The 19,541-nt window shown below is 37.0% G+C and carries 23 protein-coding genes; 10 read left to right on the top strand and 13 right to left on the bottom strand.

What is annotated here, in order from left to right:
* Positions 1–4: 4 nt before the first annotated feature.
* Complete coding sequence (locus IPP61_21090; GenBank protein MBL0327619.1) at positions 5–1,984, bottom strand: N-acetylmuramoyl-L-alanine amidase; 1,980 nt, start codon at positions 1,982–1,984, stop codon at positions 5–7.
* Between the two features lie 138 nt (positions 1,985–2,122).
* Entirely contained in the window at positions 2,123–2,851 is a 729-nt protein-coding gene (locus IPP61_21085) for a DUF2807 domain-containing protein (GenBank protein ID MBL0327618.1), read from the bottom strand.
* A 103-nt stretch (positions 2,852–2,954) separates the two neighbouring features.
* Between IPP61_21085 and IPP61_21080 the strand changes: the two genes are divergently transcribed.
* The gene (locus IPP61_21080; GenBank protein MBL0327617.1) at positions 2,955–4,199 is read left to right on the top strand and encodes an MFS transporter; all 1,245 of its coding nucleotides are present in this window, start codon (positions 2,955–2,957) and stop codon (positions 4,197–4,199) included.
* A gap of 6 nt (positions 4,200–4,205) precedes the next feature.
* Here the strand turns inward: IPP61_21080 and IPP61_21075 are convergent, their stop codons facing one another.
* The 4 genes from IPP61_21075 to IPP61_21060 are packed head-to-tail and all read right to left on the bottom strand — an operon-like array spanning position 4,206 to position 7,262.
* Positions 4,206–5,105, bottom strand: a complete 900-nt coding sequence (locus IPP61_21075) for an SDR family oxidoreductase (protein MBL0327616.1) — start codon at positions 5,103–5,105, stop codon at positions 4,206–4,208.
* 54 nt (positions 5,106–5,159) lie between these two features.
* Positions 5,160–5,861, bottom strand: a complete 702-nt coding sequence (locus tag IPP61_21070; protein MBL0327615.1) for a peptidylprolyl isomerase — start codon at positions 5,859–5,861, stop codon at positions 5,160–5,162.
* A gap of 45 nt (positions 5,862–5,906) precedes the next feature.
* On the bottom strand, positions 5,907–6,833 hold the full coding sequence (gene hemC / locus IPP61_21065) for a hydroxymethylbilane synthase (GenBank protein MBL0327614.1): 927 nt from the start codon (positions 6,831–6,833) through the stop codon (positions 5,907–5,909).
* An 18-nt stretch (positions 6,834–6,851) separates the two neighbouring features.
* Positions 6,852–7,262, bottom strand: a complete 411-nt coding sequence (locus IPP61_21060) for a phosphatase PAP2 family protein (GenBank protein ID MBL0327613.1) — start codon at positions 7,260–7,262, stop codon at positions 6,852–6,854.
* Between the two features lie 7 nt (positions 7,263–7,269).
* Here IPP61_21060 and IPP61_21055 point away from each other — a divergent pair, with 7 nt between their 5' ends.
* Positions 7,270–7,407, top strand: coding sequence for a hypothetical protein (locus tag IPP61_21055; GenBank protein MBL0327612.1), 138 nt, complete (start codon positions 7,270–7,272; stop codon positions 7,405–7,407).
* Positions 7,408–7,531: 124 nt separating this feature from the next.
* On the opposite strand, the gene rpoN is transcribed toward IPP61_21055, so the two are convergent.
* The 7 genes from rpoN to IPP61_21020 form a co-directional block, all read right to left on the bottom strand.
* Positions 7,532–9,031 (bottom strand): RNA polymerase factor sigma-54, encoded by a 1,500-nt coding sequence (gene rpoN, locus IPP61_21050; GenBank protein ID MBL0327611.1) that lies wholly within the window; start codon positions 9,029–9,031, stop codon positions 7,532–7,534.
* A 248-nt stretch (positions 9,032–9,279) separates the two neighbouring features.
* Positions 9,280–10,455, bottom strand: coding sequence for a chorismate-binding protein (locus tag IPP61_21045; protein MBL0327610.1), 1,176 nt, complete (start codon positions 10,453–10,455; stop codon positions 9,280–9,282).
* Complete coding sequence (locus IPP61_21040) at positions 10,452–10,880, bottom strand: cytochrome c maturation protein CcmE (GenBank protein MBL0327609.1); 429 nt, start codon at positions 10,878–10,880, stop codon at positions 10,452–10,454. The genes IPP61_21045 and IPP61_21040 overlap by 4 nt, the downstream gene beginning before the upstream one ends.
* Before the next feature lie 53 nt (positions 10,881–10,933).
* Positions 10,934–11,122 (bottom strand): CcmD family protein, encoded by a 189-nt coding sequence (locus IPP61_21035; GenBank protein MBL0327608.1) that lies wholly within the window; start codon positions 11,120–11,122, stop codon positions 10,934–10,936.
* Between the two features lie 36 nt (positions 11,123–11,158).
* Positions 11,159–11,821 carry a cytochrome c biogenesis protein CcsA gene (gene ccsA / locus IPP61_21030; protein ID MBL0327607.1) on the bottom strand — a complete coding sequence of 221 codons (663 nt, stop codon included), beginning with the start codon at positions 11,819–11,821 and terminating at the stop codon, positions 11,159–11,161.
* A gap of 59 nt (positions 11,822–11,880) precedes the next feature.
* A complete protein-coding gene (locus IPP61_21025) occupies positions 11,881–12,543 on the bottom strand; it encodes a heme exporter protein CcmB (GenBank protein ID MBL0327606.1) in 663 nt (220 codons plus the stop codon).
* A 79-nt stretch (positions 12,544–12,622) separates the two neighbouring features.
* Positions 12,623–14,080: a hypothetical protein gene (locus tag IPP61_21020; protein ID MBL0327605.1), complete on the bottom strand. Its 1,458-nt coding sequence runs from the start codon at positions 14,078–14,080 to the stop codon at positions 12,623–12,625.
* 199 nt (positions 14,081–14,279) lie between these two features.
* Here IPP61_21020 and nusB point away from each other — a divergent pair, with 199 nt between their 5' ends.
* From nusB to IPP61_20980, 8 genes are all read left to right on the top strand, one after another.
* Positions 14,280–15,401, top strand: a complete 1,122-nt coding sequence (gene nusB, locus IPP61_21015) for a transcription antitermination factor NusB (protein ID MBL0327604.1) — start codon at positions 14,280–14,282, stop codon at positions 15,399–15,401.
* A 60-nt stretch (positions 15,402–15,461) separates the two neighbouring features.
* Entirely contained in the window at positions 15,462–15,782 is a 321-nt protein-coding gene (locus IPP61_21010) for a YtxH domain-containing protein (protein MBL0327603.1), read from the top strand.
* 28 nt (positions 15,783–15,810) lie between these two features.
* Positions 15,811–16,254, top strand: coding sequence for a DUF1573 domain-containing protein (locus tag IPP61_21005; protein ID MBL0327602.1), 444 nt, complete (start codon positions 15,811–15,813; stop codon positions 16,252–16,254).
* Between the two features lie 4 nt (positions 16,255–16,258).
* Positions 16,259–16,534: a preprotein translocase subunit YajC gene (gene yajC / locus IPP61_21000; GenBank protein ID MBL0327601.1), complete on the top strand. Its 276-nt coding sequence runs from the start codon at positions 16,259–16,261 to the stop codon at positions 16,532–16,534.
* A 16-nt stretch (positions 16,535–16,550) separates the two neighbouring features.
* Complete coding sequence (locus IPP61_20995) at positions 16,551–16,853, top strand: DUF721 domain-containing protein (GenBank protein ID MBL0327600.1); 303 nt, start codon at positions 16,551–16,553, stop codon at positions 16,851–16,853.
* Between the two features lie 8 nt (positions 16,854–16,861).
* Positions 16,862–17,761: an LD-carboxypeptidase gene (locus tag IPP61_20990; GenBank protein MBL0327599.1), complete on the top strand. Its 900-nt coding sequence runs from the start codon at positions 16,862–16,864 to the stop codon at positions 17,759–17,761.
* Between the two features lie 3 nt (positions 17,762–17,764).
* Positions 17,765–17,971: a hypothetical protein gene (locus IPP61_20985; GenBank protein ID MBL0327598.1), complete on the top strand. Its 207-nt coding sequence runs from the start codon at positions 17,765–17,767 to the stop codon at positions 17,969–17,971.
* 73 nt (positions 17,972–18,044) lie between these two features.
* Complete coding sequence (locus IPP61_20980) at positions 18,045–19,520, top strand: glycine--tRNA ligase (protein MBL0327597.1); 1,476 nt, start codon at positions 18,045–18,047, stop codon at positions 19,518–19,520.
* Positions 19,521–19,541: the final 21 nt, after the last annotated feature.

Here is a 19,541-nt window from a genome sequence, read left to right as displayed (position 1 = left end):
ATTTTTATTCAATCAGAATTTTCTTGCTGAATACATTTTGTTTCGAATCAATGATTTTCAGATAATACTCTCCTTTATATTTTTCGGGAAAATGAATTTCATTTTTTTCGTTAAATATAGGTTTATCTAAAATTTTTCCTTCCTGATTATACAAAAAGACTTCTACAATCTGATTTTTCAAACCTGAAAGCTTAATTGTTCCGGTTCCGGGATTAGGAAATGCCATAATTTCAAGTTCACGTTCAATACCCAATGGCAGGGCAATTTTCAGATTCATGCATACCATATTATTGGCTTCGTTGGTTTCGAGTGTTTTCTTGTTTTTATCAACAATCGCAAGTATTTGATATTGACCGATTTGCATATCCATGGGTATAGTAAAGCTTTGATTGACAGCAAATTTTGATTCAGTATATTCAACATTTTGCATCGATGCAATCAATAAATCAGAATCATCATATTTACAGTCTTTCGAGAGATAAATATCCAGCGTAGTTTTACCTGTACCAGATTTTCCCTGATGATTGACCTGCGTTTTTATCTCAATCTTTGATTCGGGCGAAATGATATCCCCGGCGACAATCTGACTATTGCTCAAATACAAATCTTCAGGTCCGTTTTGACCAAATATATTTAGAGTTTTACAAAGATTATTATCAGAAAAATTAGTTTCAGAGGAGTCAGGAATGAGCTCAACGCAAAAATTCATTATTCCCGAAGTATCAATTTTTATATTTTTATAGGTGAAAATAAATGATTGTCCGTAAGCGAGTTTGGGTTCTTTTTTAGTATAAATCAATTTGTTGTTGATTCTTAAACCGGATTTTACGGAGTCTGCATCTAGTTTTCCGTTGTTTTTAATTTTCACTATCAAATCAAAAGCCTGGCCTGCAGAAAGGTTTTCCGGGTCAGTAGCAATGTTTTCTATCACCAAGTCCGCTTGTTTTGCCACCTGACAGCTTTGAATTTTGTTCGAAATGGAGAGCCTGATTTCTGGCAGCAATTTATACATTTGTTCGCCTGGGCAGAGTGTCGGAATACCCGAATCCCGGTGACCAGAGAGGTGATTGAGGGTTTGTCCCGAGGAGCTGTGAAATGATTTCCCCAGGATATCGATGTTTTTTTGACAGGCTTTCCAGGCCACTAGTTTTTCCAGACTTTCGATTACGGTTATAGGAGGTTTAATATTTTCAAAATTCCCCAATAATGACATGCCGGAAGTTTCGCGGTTAAAGCCCGAAAAATGTGCTCCCTGCGTATCATCAGCCCGGCCATCATAGATTTTGCCGGTTTGGTCTATCAGAAAATTGTATCCAATGTCAGCCCAGCCATTGGAATTAACATGATAACTCCAGATTTGTCGTACTCTGGCTGCCCAGTCGGTGTCGTCATTGGGAGTGTCGGTATGGTGCACAATCAAAAACTTTACTTCTGTGGCTGATGGGCTCGGATTGGGTGGACAGTTGCCGGCAGGGCACCATTCCTCTCTTGAAATTATTGAAGGTTTTTTACAGTTACAGTCTTCATTTTCAATGTTTTCTGTAGTTGCCTGAGCTTTTTTTTTAACTTTTTTTAATAAGTATTTTGTATCAAGTGGAGCAAATACTACCCATTCTTTCCTTAAAATGTTCAGGGTTTTATTTTGGGTAAATACCCGGATACTAACTTTCTTATTTTGGTTTTTAAGGTCAATTTGTGATATGAAAATATTGTTATTTTCAACCCTGTGGTCTGGCTCAAGTTTGGTCCAGGAATCGTCATTTTTCCGGATTAGAACACTGTCAATTTCATGTCTGATGTTAGGGGCTTCGAGTACTATTGAAAGTGATATGAAAGGATTATGTCGTATTTTTTTTATAGAAATATTTTCAGAAACTAATTGATTTTCACTGCTTTTGATTAAAATAATTTCAGCACGTCGCGTGATTTGAGCCGATGCAAAATTATATGTCAACAAAAGTATGGTAAAAATTATTTTTTTCATTTGATGAAGTTCAGGTCTTTTAAACTTTCAAAAACCTTTTTGCTTTATTCAAAAGTAGAAAAAACAATTTGCAGGAAATAATATTTTAGTAAAAATCCTTGACCATTAAGCAAAAAAAGAGGGCCGAAGCCCTCTGTATTAATCTTTGGAAATTTTACTCCCGCCCGATAGTTCTTCAGTGATTTTTGGGTTGCCTTTATACAAGACCTTGCTTGCACCGCTTGCCTCTACATCTAAAGTTTCGGTGGCATAAATCTCAGCTTTGCTGGCACCAGAAAGCTCTAAATACACATTTTTGCTGAAAGCAGAGAATCCGTCGAGTGTCGAAGCTCCCGATAGCTGAGCGTCAATGGTTTCAACGTCTTTTTTTAGTTTCAATTCCGAAGCTCCTGAGATACCCGCATTTAGGGTTTTGATTTTGGAATCAATTTTTAATTTGGAAGCTCCACTTATTTCGACATCCAGTTGAGTCAGATTATCGAAACCAAATATTTCGGTATTGCTGGCTGAGGCACAATTGATGGCTTTCAGGTTCGGTGTTTCAATTTCGACCTCCATTTTATAGCGTCTGATTCTTTTCAGATTGAAGCGTTTGTCATATTCAACCGAAAGTTTATTGTTTTTTACTGTGATTTCCAGGTCATCAATGTCGTCCTGAGCACCTTTAACGGATACTTTATAGACAGGAGCATATTTGACGGTCACAAAAAAAGCATTATTGATTTCTATTTTGTCAAAATCTTTTTCATCAAAAGTTTTGGTTTCAAAACCCCCTTTTGGTTCTCCATCCAGAAAAAGGATTTCTTCACAGCTAGTAAGCGTAAAAATTGCGAAAAACAAAGCCAGATATTTCATTTTTTTGTTCATTTGAATATAAAAATTTAGTTTGGATAGAGGTTTTTCGATATAATTCTCTGAGTTTTTTACTAAAGATGAACTTTGAATGTAAAAAGTTGCTTTTAAAATTAATATGTTAAAAACAGATCCCTATTCCTCGCTCCGATATCCTGAATTCAGGTATTTTATTGTTGCCCAGTTTTTGTTTACTGTGGCCATTTTGATTCAGGAAGTGGTACTTTCGTATTATTTATATGAGCTTACCGGCGATCCATTTGCTCTGGGTTTGATTGGTCTTGCCGAAGCCGTTCCGTTTATTTCTTTGGCCTTATTTGGCGGGTATATTGCCGACCGTTACGACCGCAGAAAGGTATATATGCTTAGCTTTCTGATAGTTGCATTGATTACATTAGGTTTGATTTTATTTTTATCCCAGAATAGTCTTATTTCCATTGCCGATAGCTCCAAACCCTGGGTAATTTATATAAGTGTGTTTATTTTTGGTATTGCAAGAGGATTTTACGGACCTTCCTGGTCTTCACTAAAGCCATTTTTGGTAAAACCCGAGCATTATTCTAATTCTGCCTCGTGGTCGGCACAATTTTGGCAAATCGGCCGGATACTTGGCCCCGTGGCAGGTGGTTTTCTTTTTGCATATATTGGGTTTATCTATAGCTTATGGGTAGTTGTAGTGATATTGAGCCTTACAATTTTTTGTGCATTTCAGATTTCCTCGAAAAACATTGAGAATCAAACCAAAGCTGACTTTTTTGAAAGCCTGAAAGAGGGTTATTATTTTGTAAAAGGCCAGAAAATCCTCTGGTATAGCATCGTACTGGATATGTTTTCAGTGCTTTTTGGTGGTGTGATAGCCATGCTTCCGGTTTTTGCGAAAGACATTTTGCATGTGGGGGCCGAAGGCCTGGGTGTCATGCGGGCCTCACCGGCGATTGGGGCTGTTTTGGTGATGTTGGGTACCGCTTTCTTTCCTCCAACTAACCGTGCCTGGCGTAATATGCTCATTGCCGTTGCAGGTTTTGGAGTCGCCACGCTAATTTTTGCAATTTCGCAGAATTTTGTTTTATCCTGCTTTGCATTGTTTCTGACCGGAGCATTTGACAGTGTAAGTGTGGTGATCAGGTCCACTATACTTCAGATGCTGCCTCCCGACCATCTGAGAGGCAGGGTGAGTGCTGTAAACGGAGTATTTGTAAGTGCATCCAATGAACTCGGGGCCTTTGAGTCAGGTCTGGCTGCAAAGATCATGGGGGTAGTACCTTCCATAGTTTTCGGTGGGGTTATGACACTCGGCATTGTGGGCTATATTTTCACCCAATCAAAAGAGCTTTTTTTAGTAAAATTGATGAAAAAGGGTTGATTACACTTACCCCATCTGTTTCGCTAAAAACGCTATACCTTCCTTAAATGACATCGGATTGTAGCCCAGTTCTTTGATGGGTTTGTCAAGTATAAATCCTGTTTTAGCGGGTCTTTTGGCGGGCTGAGAGAACTTTAAGCCATCTACTTCGTTGATGAGCGATTTATCCAAACCAAAATATTCGGCAGTCATGATGGCCATTTGATATGGATTTAGAAGGTCCTTTCCGGAAATATTAAAAATGCCCTCAGCTTTCTGTTTTGCAATCAGAATACAACCATCGGCCAAATCTTCTGCAAGCGTTGGGGTACGCCACTGATCGTTTACTACATTGATAGATTTACCACTTTCAAGACTGTTTTTTACCCAAAGGATGATATTAGAGCGGCTCATGTCATGGGCAATGCCATAAACCAATATGGTGCGGGCTATGGCCCATTTTATTCCGCTGTTGATTATAATTTTCTCGGCGGCGTATTTGCTCCAGCCATAAAAACTCACTGGATTGGCTTCAGCGGTTTCGGTATAAGGTCCTGCTTTTCCGTCAAAAATAAAGTCGGTAGAAAGGTGCACAAAAAATGTATCATTTGCCCGGCAAGCATCCACCAGATATTCAACTGCGGTTACATTGAGTGTCCAGCAGGCATCTTTTTCTGATTCACACTGGTCCACATTGGTCATGGCTGCCGTATGGATTACCACCTCCGGTTTTTCTTTTTCAAAAACCGAATTCACTTGTTCCTTATCACTGATATCGAGGCTAATATATCTGTAACCTTCCTCTTTCGGGAGTCTGTTTTCTCCTCTGGCTGTTGCAATTATCTCAAAATCAGGATTGTTTTTTAGTTTTTCAACCAGTTTTTGTCCGAGGAGACCATTGGAGCCGGTGATAAGAATTTTTTGCATCTCTTATTCTATTATATCAGGAAAAGTATTTCAAAATTTTACCGAATATAAAAATTATTTCTTTTTCGGATATTTATAACCGTACAATTTAGTGATTTTTTTCTTTCTCAGTTTTTTTACGGTCATCGACATTTTGATGTCTTCTACCGGGCGATCAGCTTCATCTTTTTGTACAGTGGCGATATCATCAATGAGTTTCAGGTTGTCAACAACTTCCCCAAAAACCGTGTATTTGTTATCAAGGAATGGTGTGCCGCCTGTTGTCATGTAGGTGGCTCTTTGATCGGCTGTATAAGTCAGACTGTTGTTTTTCTCGTTTTTGGTAAGCTCTTCATCTGCAAATTTCCTTCCCTGCACAATATAAAACTGACATGCACTTGATTTTTTCTCCGGATTATTGTCTCTGGCCGCTGCCAAAGCTCCTCTTTTATGGATTTTTTCCGGTGAATATTCAAACGGAATTTTCTCCATATTCCCACCTCCATTACCAAGACGGGCACCTGGTTTTGCATTTTTTGAATTGGGATCACCACCTTGAATCATGAATTTTTCAATAACTCTATGAAACATAAGGCTATCATAAAATTTTTCATTGACGAGTTTTAGAAAATTAGCTTTATGAAGCGGGGTTTCATCATATAAAACAATATGAGCAGTGCCTTTGGTGGTCGTTAAAGTTACCAAAAAATCCTTTCTTTGAGCTTTTGATGCAATTGATAAGGTGATAATTGCCAATAATGTTACAAGTTTCTTCATTTTGTTATTTTTTGAAAAATATTGATTGTCAATGTTTTATTTAAATTAGTTTGCCAGGTTTGCTTTGATTGATTTCAAAATCTCATCACCACCTTTCGACAATATTTCCTCTGCCATTTTTATGCCTAATTCTTCGGAAGATTCATTTTTTTGAATGATTTTTTGTTTGATCAGTTCTTTACCATCTAAGGATACGATTCCGGCGGTAAATTCTATGTTTCCATCAATCATTTTTGCATTGCCAAAAACCGGAATAGAACAACCTCCCTGAAGCTTTTTTAGAAAAGCCCTTTCTGTCAAAAGGCATTTTTCGGTGGTGGGCTCATTACAAACCTTCCTAAGCATTTCCTTTTTTTCTGAAGAAAGATTTTTGGAAATCTCAATGGCCACAGTACCCTGACCCACAGGTGGTACAAATCTTTTGGGGTCAAATTCATGCACAATCATGTCGTTGTAATGCATGCGGTTTACACCGGCATAAGCAAGCAAAAGTGCATCACAATGTCCGTCGTGAAGTTTTTTAATCCTGGTTTGCAGATTACCACGCATATCTACAATTTTGATTTTCGGAAAATAAGCTCTCAACATGGCCACCCGACGAGTAGAAGAGGTTCCTATCGTGATTTCTGAATCTTCCGAAAAATCGATGCTTTTATGACTGATTAGTACATCATTGATTTTTTCACGCTCGGTAAAAGCTATAATTTCCAGTCTTTCATCTATTTCTGACTGCAAATCTTTGGCACTGTGCACTGCGATATCTATCTGACCACTATGAAGTTGTTCCTCGAGTTCTTCCGTAAAAACTCCCTTGGAACCGATTTTTGACAAGGCTCTGTCCAGAATTTTATCGCCTTTTGTTTCGATGATTACGATTTCAGTTTCTACACCGGCATTTTCAAGCTTATTTTTTACATAATCGGCTTGCCATAATGCCAATAGACTTCCTCTGGTTCCTAGTTTTATTTTCATTTTAAAAAAAATACCAGCTTAATTTAATAGAAAAAAGTAAATGCCGGAAAATCCGACTGAAATTCCCCACAAGTAACCCCAAAATACTTGTTTCAAAGTATGTGCCCCAAGCCAAAGCCTTGAAGAGGCAACCAGTCCTGTGAGTGTAATTGCACCCAACATTGGAATGAAAAGGGCAATTTCATTAAATCTAAGATATAATCCTGCCAAAATGCCAATTACTCCGGCCATTCCTGCTGTGTGTGCACTGATTTTTGAGAAAAAACTAAAAAATCCGAGTCCGAGAATGATTATTGAAACTATCGCCAAAACCACTGAAGCGGGTGCCAGTAATCCACCTTTTGAATATAAGAAATAGGTAAGAGATACAAAAAACGCTGAAACCATAAAATAGGCTTTTGGTCTTTCGGTACCATTACTGATTTCCAAATCAGATATGAGTTTGGTTTTTTTGAGCCAAAAAGTAAATACAATCGGGAAGAGAACAGTATATAAAAAAACAACACCCAAAAATGCTGCGAAGCTTTTGGGTGTAAAAAAAGAAAAAAATAATGGCAACGGTGCAACTAAATAAAGTAGCAGGAATAACAAAAAAGGTAAAAATACCGGGTGAAAGAAATAGGTGATAATCTTTGATATTTTTAAAAGCACTTTTCCGAAATTCAATTAGGCCTCAAATATACGAAAAAAACGATATTTTACATCTCTTTTCGAAGCCTCGCCACCGGAATAGCCAGTTGTTCGCGATATTTTGCAACTGTCCTTCGGGCTATGTTATAACCACGTTTTTTGAGTAATTTCTCCAGTTTGTCATCAGAAAGCGGTGAGTGTTTTGGTTCGTTTTCGATGAGTTCTTTCAGGATGTTTTTCACTTCCCTGCTTGATGCATCTTCACCGGATTCGGTGGCGATACCTTCAGAGAAGAAATATTTCAGCGGATAAATACCGTAATCGGTCTGAACAGACTTGCTGTTGGCCACCCTCGAAACGGTCGAGATGTCCATTTCGATTTTTTCGGCTATATCCTTAAGGATCATTGGTTTAAGCTTGTTTTCGTCGCCTTCTTCAAAAAACTCTTTCTGGAAAAGCACAATGGCTTCCATAGTTTTCAATAGTGTCTGTTGCCTTTGTTTGATGGCTTCAATAAACCATTTGGCGGCGTCAAGCTTTTGTTTTACAAAACTTACTGTTTCTTTGATGTGACGGTTTTGTTTGTCACTTTTATCATAAGTTTCGAGCATTTCGGAAAACGAACGGCTCACTCTCAGTTGTGGTGCATTTTTAGAATTCAGGATAATCTCAAGTTTTCCGTTTAAGGAAGTCACAATGAAATCGGCCATGAGATATGCCACGTTGTTTTCACTCGAAGCCACACTTCCCAGTTTAGGATTGAGTCGGGTGATAAGAGCAAGAGATTTTTTGAGCGTATCTTCGGTGATATTGAGCCTTCTCTGAATTTTTTCAAAATGTTTTTTTGTAAATTCCTCAAAATGCTCTTCCAATATTGTGAGTGCAATATTGTTTTCTAATGAATTTCTGTTTTTTTCCAATTGCAATACAAGGCATTCCTGTAAGTCACGGGCACCGATACCGGCAGGTTCAAATTTTTGAATTTTCTTTAAGACTTTTTCCACTTCGTCTTCTGATGAGTAGATGTTTTGACCAAACGCCAGATCATTACACACCGACCTGATTGGTCTTCTCAAATACCCGTCATCTTCTATCGAACCTATCAATTGTTGTCCTATCAGGTTTTCTCTTTCGCTTAATCTCAAAAAGCCAAGTTGCTGAAGCAGAGATTCGGTAAGGCTGTCGGTTGAAACTACCGGCATAGACTCTTTTTCTTCGTCACCCCATCCATCGCTGGCCATTTTGTAGCCCGAGTATTCATCCTGATTGATATAATCTTTTACATTGAAATCATTTAACCCATATTGATCAAGACTTTCAAACTCGCTATAATGTTCGTCATCATAATCGCTGTCGGAAGAAGATGAAGAATCACCATAGATATCATCCATATCATCGGCTGATTTTTCTTTTTGTTCCATACCCTCCTCCAAAGCAGGATTTATCTCCAACTCTTCTTCGATTCGTTGGTTTAACTCAGCAGTTGGTATTTGCAGGAGTTTGATAAATTGTATCTGTTGCGGCGATAATCGCTGCTGGAGTGATTGACTTAGAGCTAATTTTTGCATATGGGTAAAAGTTTCTTTTTATAGAATATATTAGGAATTTATTATACGTTTCACATGAATCATGCCAAAAATAATATTTCCTTTTTCTTTTACAATGAATATGCACAAAAAGTTTTTAAATTAAATCTTAAATAGTAGATTAATGTGTTGATTGTTAGTAAAATAGGTGCTTATTATATTTATTTATTGGTATTTGAATTATTTTTAAAAAAAAATAAAAAAATACAAATAATTGTAAAAAACACAATTTAAAAATCGAAGGATTTTTGGATGGTTTTTAGCTTGATTTCAGTTTCATTCCATTCTTTTTCTGGCACTGAATCTTCGGTAATTCCGCCCCCGGCAAAAGCAAAAATTTCGTCGTTTTCGATCTTCATTGAGCGTAGATTTACAAAAACATGGCTCTCGTTTTGAATGTTTACAGGCCCCAGATATCCACTGTAAAACTCCCTGTCATAGTTTTCGATTTCTTTGATGATTTGTAGCGAAGGTTCTTTAGCGATACCACAAACCGCCGAAGTTGGGTGTAATAAATCAAGCATTACTGAGCTCAGATTGCTGAAATTAATTTCTTTCGAGTCAATGGAATAAGTAGAGCATAAGTGTAAAAGATTTCCGGCTTTTACGGTTTTCGGACCATACTCCTGGTACTCCCTCACTCTGATTTTTTTAAGGCAATTTATAATATACCGGCTCACCAATGCCTGCTCTTCTATTTCTTTGTGTGACCACAATGCATCGATGGTCTTTATCTCCTCACCGACATTGTTAAGGGCCGATTGTGTGCCGGCAAGAGCCACAGTTTTGAAAATGCCTTTTTCATTTTGCGTAACCAATATTTCAGGACTAGCACCTATCCAAATCTGGTTTTTCCAGGGTACATTACATACTGATACAAAAGCAGATGGATAGCTATTTGATAACGTTGTAAACGCTTTGAAATAGTTTTTTTCTTGGAGTGTTCCGAGATGTTTTTTTCTCGAAATAACCACTTTTTGTGATTCCCCGCCCGTGATTCTCTGGATTACCGCTTCTATTTTTTTGGAATACTCACGTGATTCATTTGAGTCTTCATTGGCAGGTACAAAACTAAACCCTGCCTCTTTTGGATCATAATTTTTATTTATAGTTTTTAGAAAATCAGGTATGAGGTCTTTCGGAATTTCATTATTCTCAAATGTTAAAATATGGTCAGCCTCATAAAAGTAGGGTATTTCGTTGTCGAAAGGTGCAATTACAAAACCGGGTTTACATTCCTCAAAATCAATTTTTTTTCGATTTTCAAGTTTATTTTCAGAAATGATCAATTGAAAAACACTTTGCCCGGGAAGTCTGTAAAGGGCAAAGGGCAGATTTAGTTGAAGACAACTATTGATTAGGTCGCCCGCATAGATTGTATTTTTAGTTGTGACCGACTCTATCATTTGGTTTCTTCGGCTACCAACTCGGTGTTGTTGTATTTTGAAGGGCATTTTAGCAAAATCTGATCTGCCTCAAACTGATTTTTTTGAAGATCCATATGGCCCACTACCACTACTTTTTCTGACTTATCCATGTCTTGTGGTTTTGGTTGTTTGAAGACAACTTTGGATTGAATATTGAGAGAGTCGGTCATCAAAAACTCAAAATGATTGGGGTCAACTGAGGGTTCGTAAATCATTCCCGCAGGTTTTCCGTCGGCTCCTTTTACCAATTCTCCCACAACATGTATAGCATTTTTATTTCCATTAGATGCCAATTCTTTTGCCTCTCCAAAGCTAACATAAGTACTGGCATCGCCGATGGTCGAGATGATCATTGCAACCGCAATCGCAATAACTACCAATCCCAAAATATATGATTTTTTCATTTGTTGAAATGTTTTTATTCTTTGTAATATTCTAAAAAACAAACATTTGTCTTTTATTTATCCTTTATCTCCTCTTCAAGTTTTTTTATTTTTCTATCTAAAGAAAAAAGATAGCCAATAATTCCTAAAGCGATAATCGAAAATACGCCGGCTACTACATAGATTTTTCCATTTGCTCTTAAAGAATCCGCCATTTCTATCCGTTGCAATGCGGCAAATATAAGTATCGAAATTAACTTCATTTTTTATTATAAATTACTGAATTATAGGTATATAAGTTAAATACTATTGATTTTGTTGTTCAAAATTCTGATTCTGATTCTCAAAGTACTGATCCAGACTCCAATTAATATCCAGGCCATCACGGCAGGATAAAACACCATTCTCATGGAGTTGTCCATGTCGTATTTTCCAAAGGCCGGGTTGCCACCATTTCCGGGATGTAGTGAATCGGTGAGCCTGGGTAAAATCCAAACCAGAGGCATGAATGAAGCAAAGGCAAAAATGTTGTAAACAGCTGATAATCTGGCTTTTTTTTGTTCGTCTTCAAAAGAACCTCTTAAAACAAAATATGCCGAGTAAATGAGTAAACCTACCTCAACCGCAATGATTTTCGGGTCTTTGGGAAGCGGAGAACCCCAGGTGTAATTGCCCCAGAGTGAGCCGGTTAAAAAACCAAGGATTCCGAATACAATGGCTACATTGGCAAATTCTACCGCATTGATATCATCTTCAATATTACCTTTTTGAAGATATTTAATTGAAAATACCAAAGATGAAATCATCAGGGCCATCATCCCAAACCACATTGGTACGTGGAAATATACGTTCCTAATGGTTTCATTGAGGATGGGCTGACGAGGCACTTCACCCGAAAATCCAAACCAAACGGTATATAAAAGTAGCCCTGAAGCCAAAAATTTCCACCAAATTTTATTCATTTGAATAAATACTAATTGTTATTTTCTTTAAAAAACAAACAGGAAAAATTTCCTGCAATTTAACTTTTCCATAAATATGGAAATAACATATAACTTAACGCAATTACAATCAAATCAATTCCGGCAATCACCAGAATTTCGTCTTTACTACTTGCTGCATTTATACCATCCATGGCATTTTTGGAAAGTTTAATGAGCATGGTAAGCATCGGCAAAATTATCGGAAAACTAAGGACTGCCATCAAACCAGCCGTATTGTCGCTCTTGGAGGCAATTCCCGAAATCAAAGTCAAAGAAGAACTAAAACCCAAAGCACCAAGCCCCAATGCCAGCAGATACATTGGCATGTCTTGAACCTGATTACCCATAAAAGCCAGATAAATTGCAAAGCCAACGATGCCCAAAAACAACATAAGGATGAAATTATAGGCGATTTTGGCCATGATTATTGCACTTGGGCGGGCAATCTGATAATAATACAATTGGCGGCCGGCTTTTTCCTGGATAAAACTCTTGGTAATAGAATTAACTGCGGAGAACAACAGAATAATCCAGAAAAGTGTATTCCATGTGATAGGTTCGATAGAATTGGTTTTGAGTTTGAAACTCATATAAGCCATAAAAACCGTTGATACTACGTACAAAATCATGCCATTGAATGCATATTTTTGTCGCCATTCAAGAATTAAATCTTTTATTATCAGGTTTTTAATTTCTCTAATCAATGTCCGGGATACTCTTTTTTTTTAAGAATTAATTACAAAAATAGCATCATTGCTTTACTAAATATAATGAGCTGACTCATTTATTTTTGATGAGATCAAGAACAAAATCCAGTTGAGTATCTTTTCTTATTTTAAAATCCTCAAAACTTTGCTCCACATAATAATCAGGCTCTACAAAAAATGTTTTGTTGGTCTGATTTACCTGTGAATGGACAATTTTATATGCCGGTATTCGCACCCTGATGCCCGATTTGGGAAGTTTTACAACTTTCCATTGACCTGCAAAGCTTCCCCAGTTGGCTCCTCCCGGCCGGGTTCCAACAAATGTTGCCAATTGCATGTCTTTCCACAAGCCAATAGTAAAGGTCGTGGCTGAATATGATCCGCCGTCCATCAATACATATAATTTCCCATCGAAATGGTTCTTTTTGGCAGGTTGAATTAAGTTTTTAGGTTTTTTGAGCCTAATTAATTTATCCTCACCGAATGGTTTAAAATAAAGGCGGGCAATTGGTCTTGATAGGGAATAAACCGGGAATATTTTCTTAAAAGCAGCCTTTTTGACAATTACAGAGTCTGTCATATAGAATGGTTCTTTTGCAAACTGACGGGTAAGTCTTTTTACGTTGGCAATAAGTCCGCCGCCATTGGCTCTTAAATCAATCACCAGATTTTCAATTCCGGCTTTGTTGGCAATTTTTATTTTTTCGGTAAGATCTTTTTTAAATTTTCTCTGAAAAACATCCAGCTTGCCGTTTTTGTGCATAAAACTTATAATATCCAAAACTGCCACATGATTTGTGGAGTCAATGATTTTGAAACCAAAATTGGCCCTTGTTGCATTTTTATATCGTTTTTTAAGTATTTTATTAGTGTTTTTTGAAGTTTCCAAAGCCAATTTTTTACTTTGAATTATTGAGTCAGGTGCAACCCGGTAACGAATGTTAACACTGTCTTTTTTACCCAGAAAATAATTTAAATATCTGGGAAATGCTCTTTCAGCATAGTATTTTTTGCTTTGAGTATTGCCGTTGTCAGTACCATAATATTCCCTGAATTTTTCGTAAAGTTCCGCAACAGGAAAATCCTCAATATCAAGCAATTCGGTAGTTCTGATTATTGTGCTGTCTTCTGAAAGATTATAATGGATATAGAAATGGTCACCATATTTTCTTAATACCAACGGTAAGGCTTTTTTGAAGTTTTTTTGTGCTTTTTTTGGGAAATAAACTCCTGTATGTAAGTCTTTTAGTCCGGCAACCAACTTAGCTGTTGCATAATATGCCACCTGCAGATTTAGTGATTCGGGCAATTCACTTTTAATATTTGAAAATCGTTTTTCATAATCTTCTTTTGATTCATAATAGTACATACCGAGATGGTATTTTTCCAGAGATTTTTTAGCAAATTCTAAATCAGAAATCAGATCAGTTTTGGAAATTTTTTTCTGACCGAAACTAAAATGAACGTTTGTAAAAAATAAAAAAAAGATAAAAGTCTGTCTCAAAGCACTTAGAATTAGCTTTTTTGGCATTGTTTTCAGGGTAATTTTTAAATAATAGAATAAAAAGAATTTTTAAAGGGCTTGTTAAAACTAAGCCTAAAAAAACAGATAAATTTTGTTTGAATGCATATTCTGATTGATTTTTTTTCGAAAAATGCATCAATTTGTCCTCAAAATTAAGCATTTTTACTATCTTTGCAGCCGAAAAAAAACAGTTCTTTGAATCTTTATGCTGAACAGACGTCTTGTTAGAATTAGGGTAATGCAGGCACTGTATGCCTTTGAAAAAGCCAAAGCCGCCAATTTTTTATTAGCCAACGACTTTATAGCTGAATCTTTTGCTCCAGATCTTAATTCTATGGAGAAGCAAGACAGAAACAAGCTACAGGGACTTCAAAAACTCACGCAGTCCATATTTCAGGACGAAATCAAATCTAAAATATTTACCGAAGACTCAGGTTTACCTTCGACAGTGAAGCTGGCATTAGCCAATGCCCGGGAAATGTATAGACTCAAAAACAAAAAAGATATTGAGTTCTTTAGCTTACAGATTGTCCTGGATGCCGAAAAAGTGTACGATTTATATATTTATTTATTGGCGTTACTTCTCGAAATAGCTCCCAGGTTTGAAGGAGGTTCGGCAATGTCAAAAAATAAAGTGCTAGCTGCTCTAAAAGCTTCGAAAGAACTTGAGCATCAGATGCTTAAACGCAGTATTAATTGGGAAAACGAAAGAGCTTTTGTTTCCAGGATTTATAATGAAACATTAAAAAACAATCCGCATATTCTGGAATACTCCGGAAAAGTAAATCACTCTTCTGAAGAAGATACAGCAGTACTTAAATATATCATCAAAAATATATTCCTGAAAAAAGAAGAATGTGCTGAGTTTTTTGAAAAAATGCACATTTACTGGGTGGAGGATACCGAAATCCTCAGAACCATGTTGTTTCATTCTATTCAGGGATTTCCAGATACAGGTAATGTTGAAATTGAAAAGTTGGATGAGCTATGGGATGATACCAAAGACTTTTTGAAAACTCTTTTCAAAACCACTGTAGATCAGGACGACGAATTGCAGGCTCATTTGGTGCCATTTCTTAAGAATTGGGAAATTGACCGCATCATCGAGACCGACAGGATATTGCTTAAAATGGCTGTGAGTGAGCTCATTAACTTCCCTAGTGTGCCAGTTAAAGTAACTATCAATGAGATTATTGACATATCAAAAAGCTATAGTTCTGCCAAGAGCGGTAATTTTGTAAATGGAATATTAGACTCAGTGGTAAAAGATCTTCAAGCCAAAAAAATCCTGAAAAAATCGGGAAGAGGAATGATCGATAACAAATAGTGTCGAAAATTTGTCTGAAGCTTAAATTTAGAATAATTTTAGAAAAATTTTTAAACGATAATGAGTAGTTCATCAAAATCATTTATTGCTTTTTTAGCAGGACTTGCTGCTGGTACAGCCATCGGTATATTGTATGCCCCTGATAAGGGAGAAGTTACCCGTGATAAATTGGGTACAATCCTTTCCAAATATAAAGACCAGCTACAGGGATTTATTGCCGATTTGATTGAAAGAGGTGAGGAAATGTCACTCGAAATGGCAGGCGGAGACAGTGAGGCTAAAGCAGAAGGCAGAAAAGTTGTAAATGAGGCTCGCCAAAAAGCCGAAAGACTGCTTGAAGATGTAGAAAATTTGATGAGCCAGATTAAATCCAAATCTTAAATATTTCCGATTGAAATAATTTTATAATATGTCAAATTATAGAAAAATCCGATTATTGGTCATTTTGGTCCTAAGTGGTGTAACCGTATTTCTATGTCAATGTGGAGGTAAAGATAAGAAAGTGGCTGACGGAACGGTTCAGGGTGACTCCGCAAAAATTGTGTTCGAAAATCCCAATCACGATTTTGGTGAAATTGAAGAAGGCGAAAAAGTAAGCACTACCTATAAATTTAAAAATGTTGGTACCATGCCTCTTCAGATTTTCAATGTACAGGTTTCATGTGGTTGTACAGTGGCTTCAAAACCGGAAGATCCGGTTGGTGTTGGGGAAACAGGCGAAATAAAAGTGGAGTTCAACAGTAAAGGTAAAGTAGGAGTAAATAAGAAATTCGTAACTGTGACTTCCAATGCCTCAAACGCCCAGGAAGTAGTAAGTTTTGATGTAATAGTAAAAGAAATAAACGAAAAATAAAAAAATGGCAATTTTACAATTGGGAGGAAGCAATACAAGTTTCCTGATTATGATGGTGGGTATGTTTGTGATTATGTATTTTTTCATGATCAGACCACAACAAAAAAAACAAAAGGATCAACAGAAAATGGTTGACTCATTAAAGGCTGGTGATGAAGTAGTTACTGCCGGTGGTTTACATGGGAAAGTTGTTTCTGTTGACGATACTACGGTTACTCTTTCAGCCGGTGGTGGTGCAAAACTTACTTACGAAAAATCAGCTGTAGCCAGAAAAATCTAATAAAATCTATTAATAATTGTCAATAACCGCCAGAAATACCAAATCTATTCCTTTGAAAGATGCTTTTGAATCTTTCCTGGATGTGTATAACCTTAAGTCTAAGTTCAATGAAACTTATCTGGTGGCTTACTGGGAAAAAATAATGGGTGCAACTATAGCCAAACGAACTGAGAAAATTTATATCAAAAACCATACATTGTTTTTGAGACTTTCTTCTGCATCATTGGCTCAGGAGCTGGTTTTGGCTAAATCAAAAATGATCACACTTCTCAACAAAGAAATTGGTCAGGATTTGATTTCAGACGTAGTATTTATTTAGAAAAATTTATGCTTAAAGCCCCTCCTTTTCTTCAGGTAGGCGACAAAATTGCCATTACTGCTCCAGCAAGTAAACTTGAAAGGCATACTATTCAGATTGCTTTGGAAATTCTTCAAAACTGGGGTTTGAATGTAGAAGTAGGTGCTACAGTGGGTTCAGGCTATTTTACTTTTTCCGATACTACGGAAAATCGTGCAGCAGAATACCAAAAATACCTCGATAGTCCGGAAATTAAACTCATTCTTTCTGCCCGCGGGGGCTATGGATGCTCCAAATTCATTGATAGTTTAGATTTTTCAAAATTTTTGCAAAATCCGAAGTGGATTGTCGGGTTTTCTGACATCACCGCCTTGTTGATGAAAGTTCAAAGTTTTGATTATCAGGCTATACATGGAGCTATGGCCAAAACAATGGTTTATGACCATCTGTCAAATGAAAGTTTGAAAAATGTGCTTTTTGGTGGAAAGATAAATTATGATTTTGAGAAAAGGGAGTTTAATCGCTCTGGAAAAGCCAATGGGGAAGCTATAGGAGGTAATCTGGCTCTATTGGCACACAATGTGGGTTCAGCTTCTGATTTTTCTTTTGGTGGTAAAATTCTATTTTTGGAGGATATAGGAGAGCAATATTATAATCTTGACCGAATGCTGTTACAACTAGGCAGGGCAGGGAAACTTGAGAATCTTTCCGGAATGGTTTTAGGTGATTTCTCTGATTCAAAAGATAATTCTGATGATCCTTTTGGAAAAACAATAGAAGAAATTGTGATGGAGCATGTATCAAAATATAAATATCCTGTTGCTTTTGGATTTCCTTTCGGACATGAAAATCGAAATCTTGCCATCAGAATGGGTGAAATGTTGCAACTGGATGTTAATGAGACAAATGTTAATATAAAATCATTTTAATTCATGGGGAAATTTGATTTTAAAGCTTACCATATTCGGGCAATGAATGCCTCTTCAGAGGATGAAAAGGTTGCCATCAACAAAGAGTTGAAAGATTTTTATGCATCACTCCCTGCTGATGAACAAAAAATATTTAATGAAGAACTTCAAAGTTTCCTGATAAAAGAAATGGCGGCAATTAAATCGGTTTACGATGCCTCTAAAAATTAAATTATATTCGTTTTAATCAGGTTTAAGCCTGATTTTTTTATTTTTGCAAATTACTTACTAAAGAAAATTAAAAATGAGTCAGATTTCTGCTCCAGGTACGACATTACAAGATATTATAGCTCACGCCAAAGAATATGGTTTTGTATTTCCATCTTCTGAAATTTACGATGGTCTTCAGGCCGTTTATGATTATGGTCAAAATGGGGTAGAGCTAAAAAATAACCTAAAACAAGCATGGTGGAAAGCCATGACACAGCTTCACGACAATATTGTGGGTATAGATGCAGCCATATTTATGCATCCACTCACCTGGAAAGCTTCGGGCCATGTGGATGGTTTCAACGACCCGATGATTGATAATAAAGATTCAAAAAAGCGATATCGTGCCGACCAATTGCTCGAAGGTAAAGCGGAAGAATATACCAATGCCGGTCAACCTGAAAAGGCTCAGGCACTTTTGGCAAAAATGGGGGCGTTGCTCAGTGCCGAAAAACTTGACGAGGTAAGACAGTTGATTATTGATGAAAATATAGTTTGTCCTATTTCAAAAACTTCCAACTGGACGGAGGTTCGCCAGTTTAATCTCATGTTTTCTACTCAGGTGGGTTCTGTGGCGGAAGATTCCAGCATTATTTATTTAAGACCGGAAACTGCTCAAGGGATATTTGTAAACTTTTTGAATGTTCAAAAGTCTGGCCGTATGAAGGTGCCTTTTGGTATTGCTCAGATTGGTAAAGCATTTAGAAATGAGATAGTTGCCCGTCAGTTTATTTTTAGAATGAGAGAATTCGAACAAATGGAAATGCAGTTTTTTGTACGTCCTGGTTCAGAGATGGCATGGTATGAAAACTGGAAGGCAACACGTCTGAAATTTCATCAGGCCATAGGTTTGCCGGCAGCCAAGTTACAATATCATGATCACGACAAATTGGCTCATTATGCCAATGCTGCTGTAGATATTGAATTTGAGTTTCCGTTTGGTTTCCGTGAGATTGAGGGTATTCATTCCCGTACCGATTTTGACTTGAAAAACCATCAGGAACTTTCGAAAAAGAAAATGCAATACTTCGACCCTGATTTAGGCGAGGATGGAAAAGCTATTGGAAACTACATTCCTTTTGTAGTGGAGACTTCTGTAGGTGCCGACAGGTTGTTTTTGGCTACATTGTGTAATGCTTTTACTGTTGAAACCGGTGAAAAAGAAAGGACTTACCTCAAATTACACCCGGCTTTAGCTCCAATAAAAGCCGCTGTTTTGCCTCTGGTTAAAAAAGACGGTCTGGCCGAAAAAGCTCAGGAAATTGCTCAAGGGCTTAAATCGAGTTTTAGAACTGTATATGACGATGGTGGTGCGATTGGTAAGCGTTATACCAGGCAGGATTTGATTGGTACGCCATTCTGTATTGCTGTGGATTACGAAACCATGGAAAATGGAACTGTAACCATCCGTCATCGTGATAGTATGGAACAGGAAAGAGTGGCAATTTCTGATCTGAAAGAGAAAATTGGTTATGCAGTAAGTATGGAGAGGATTCTGGAAGAGATTTGATTTTAAGAATATTTATCATAA

This window comes from Cytophagaceae bacterium, assembly GCA_016722655.1.
Lineage (GTDB): Bacteria > Bacteroidota > Bacteroidia > Cytophagales > Spirosomataceae > Leadbetterella.
This window is presented reverse-complemented; position numbering and strand designations above follow the sequence as displayed.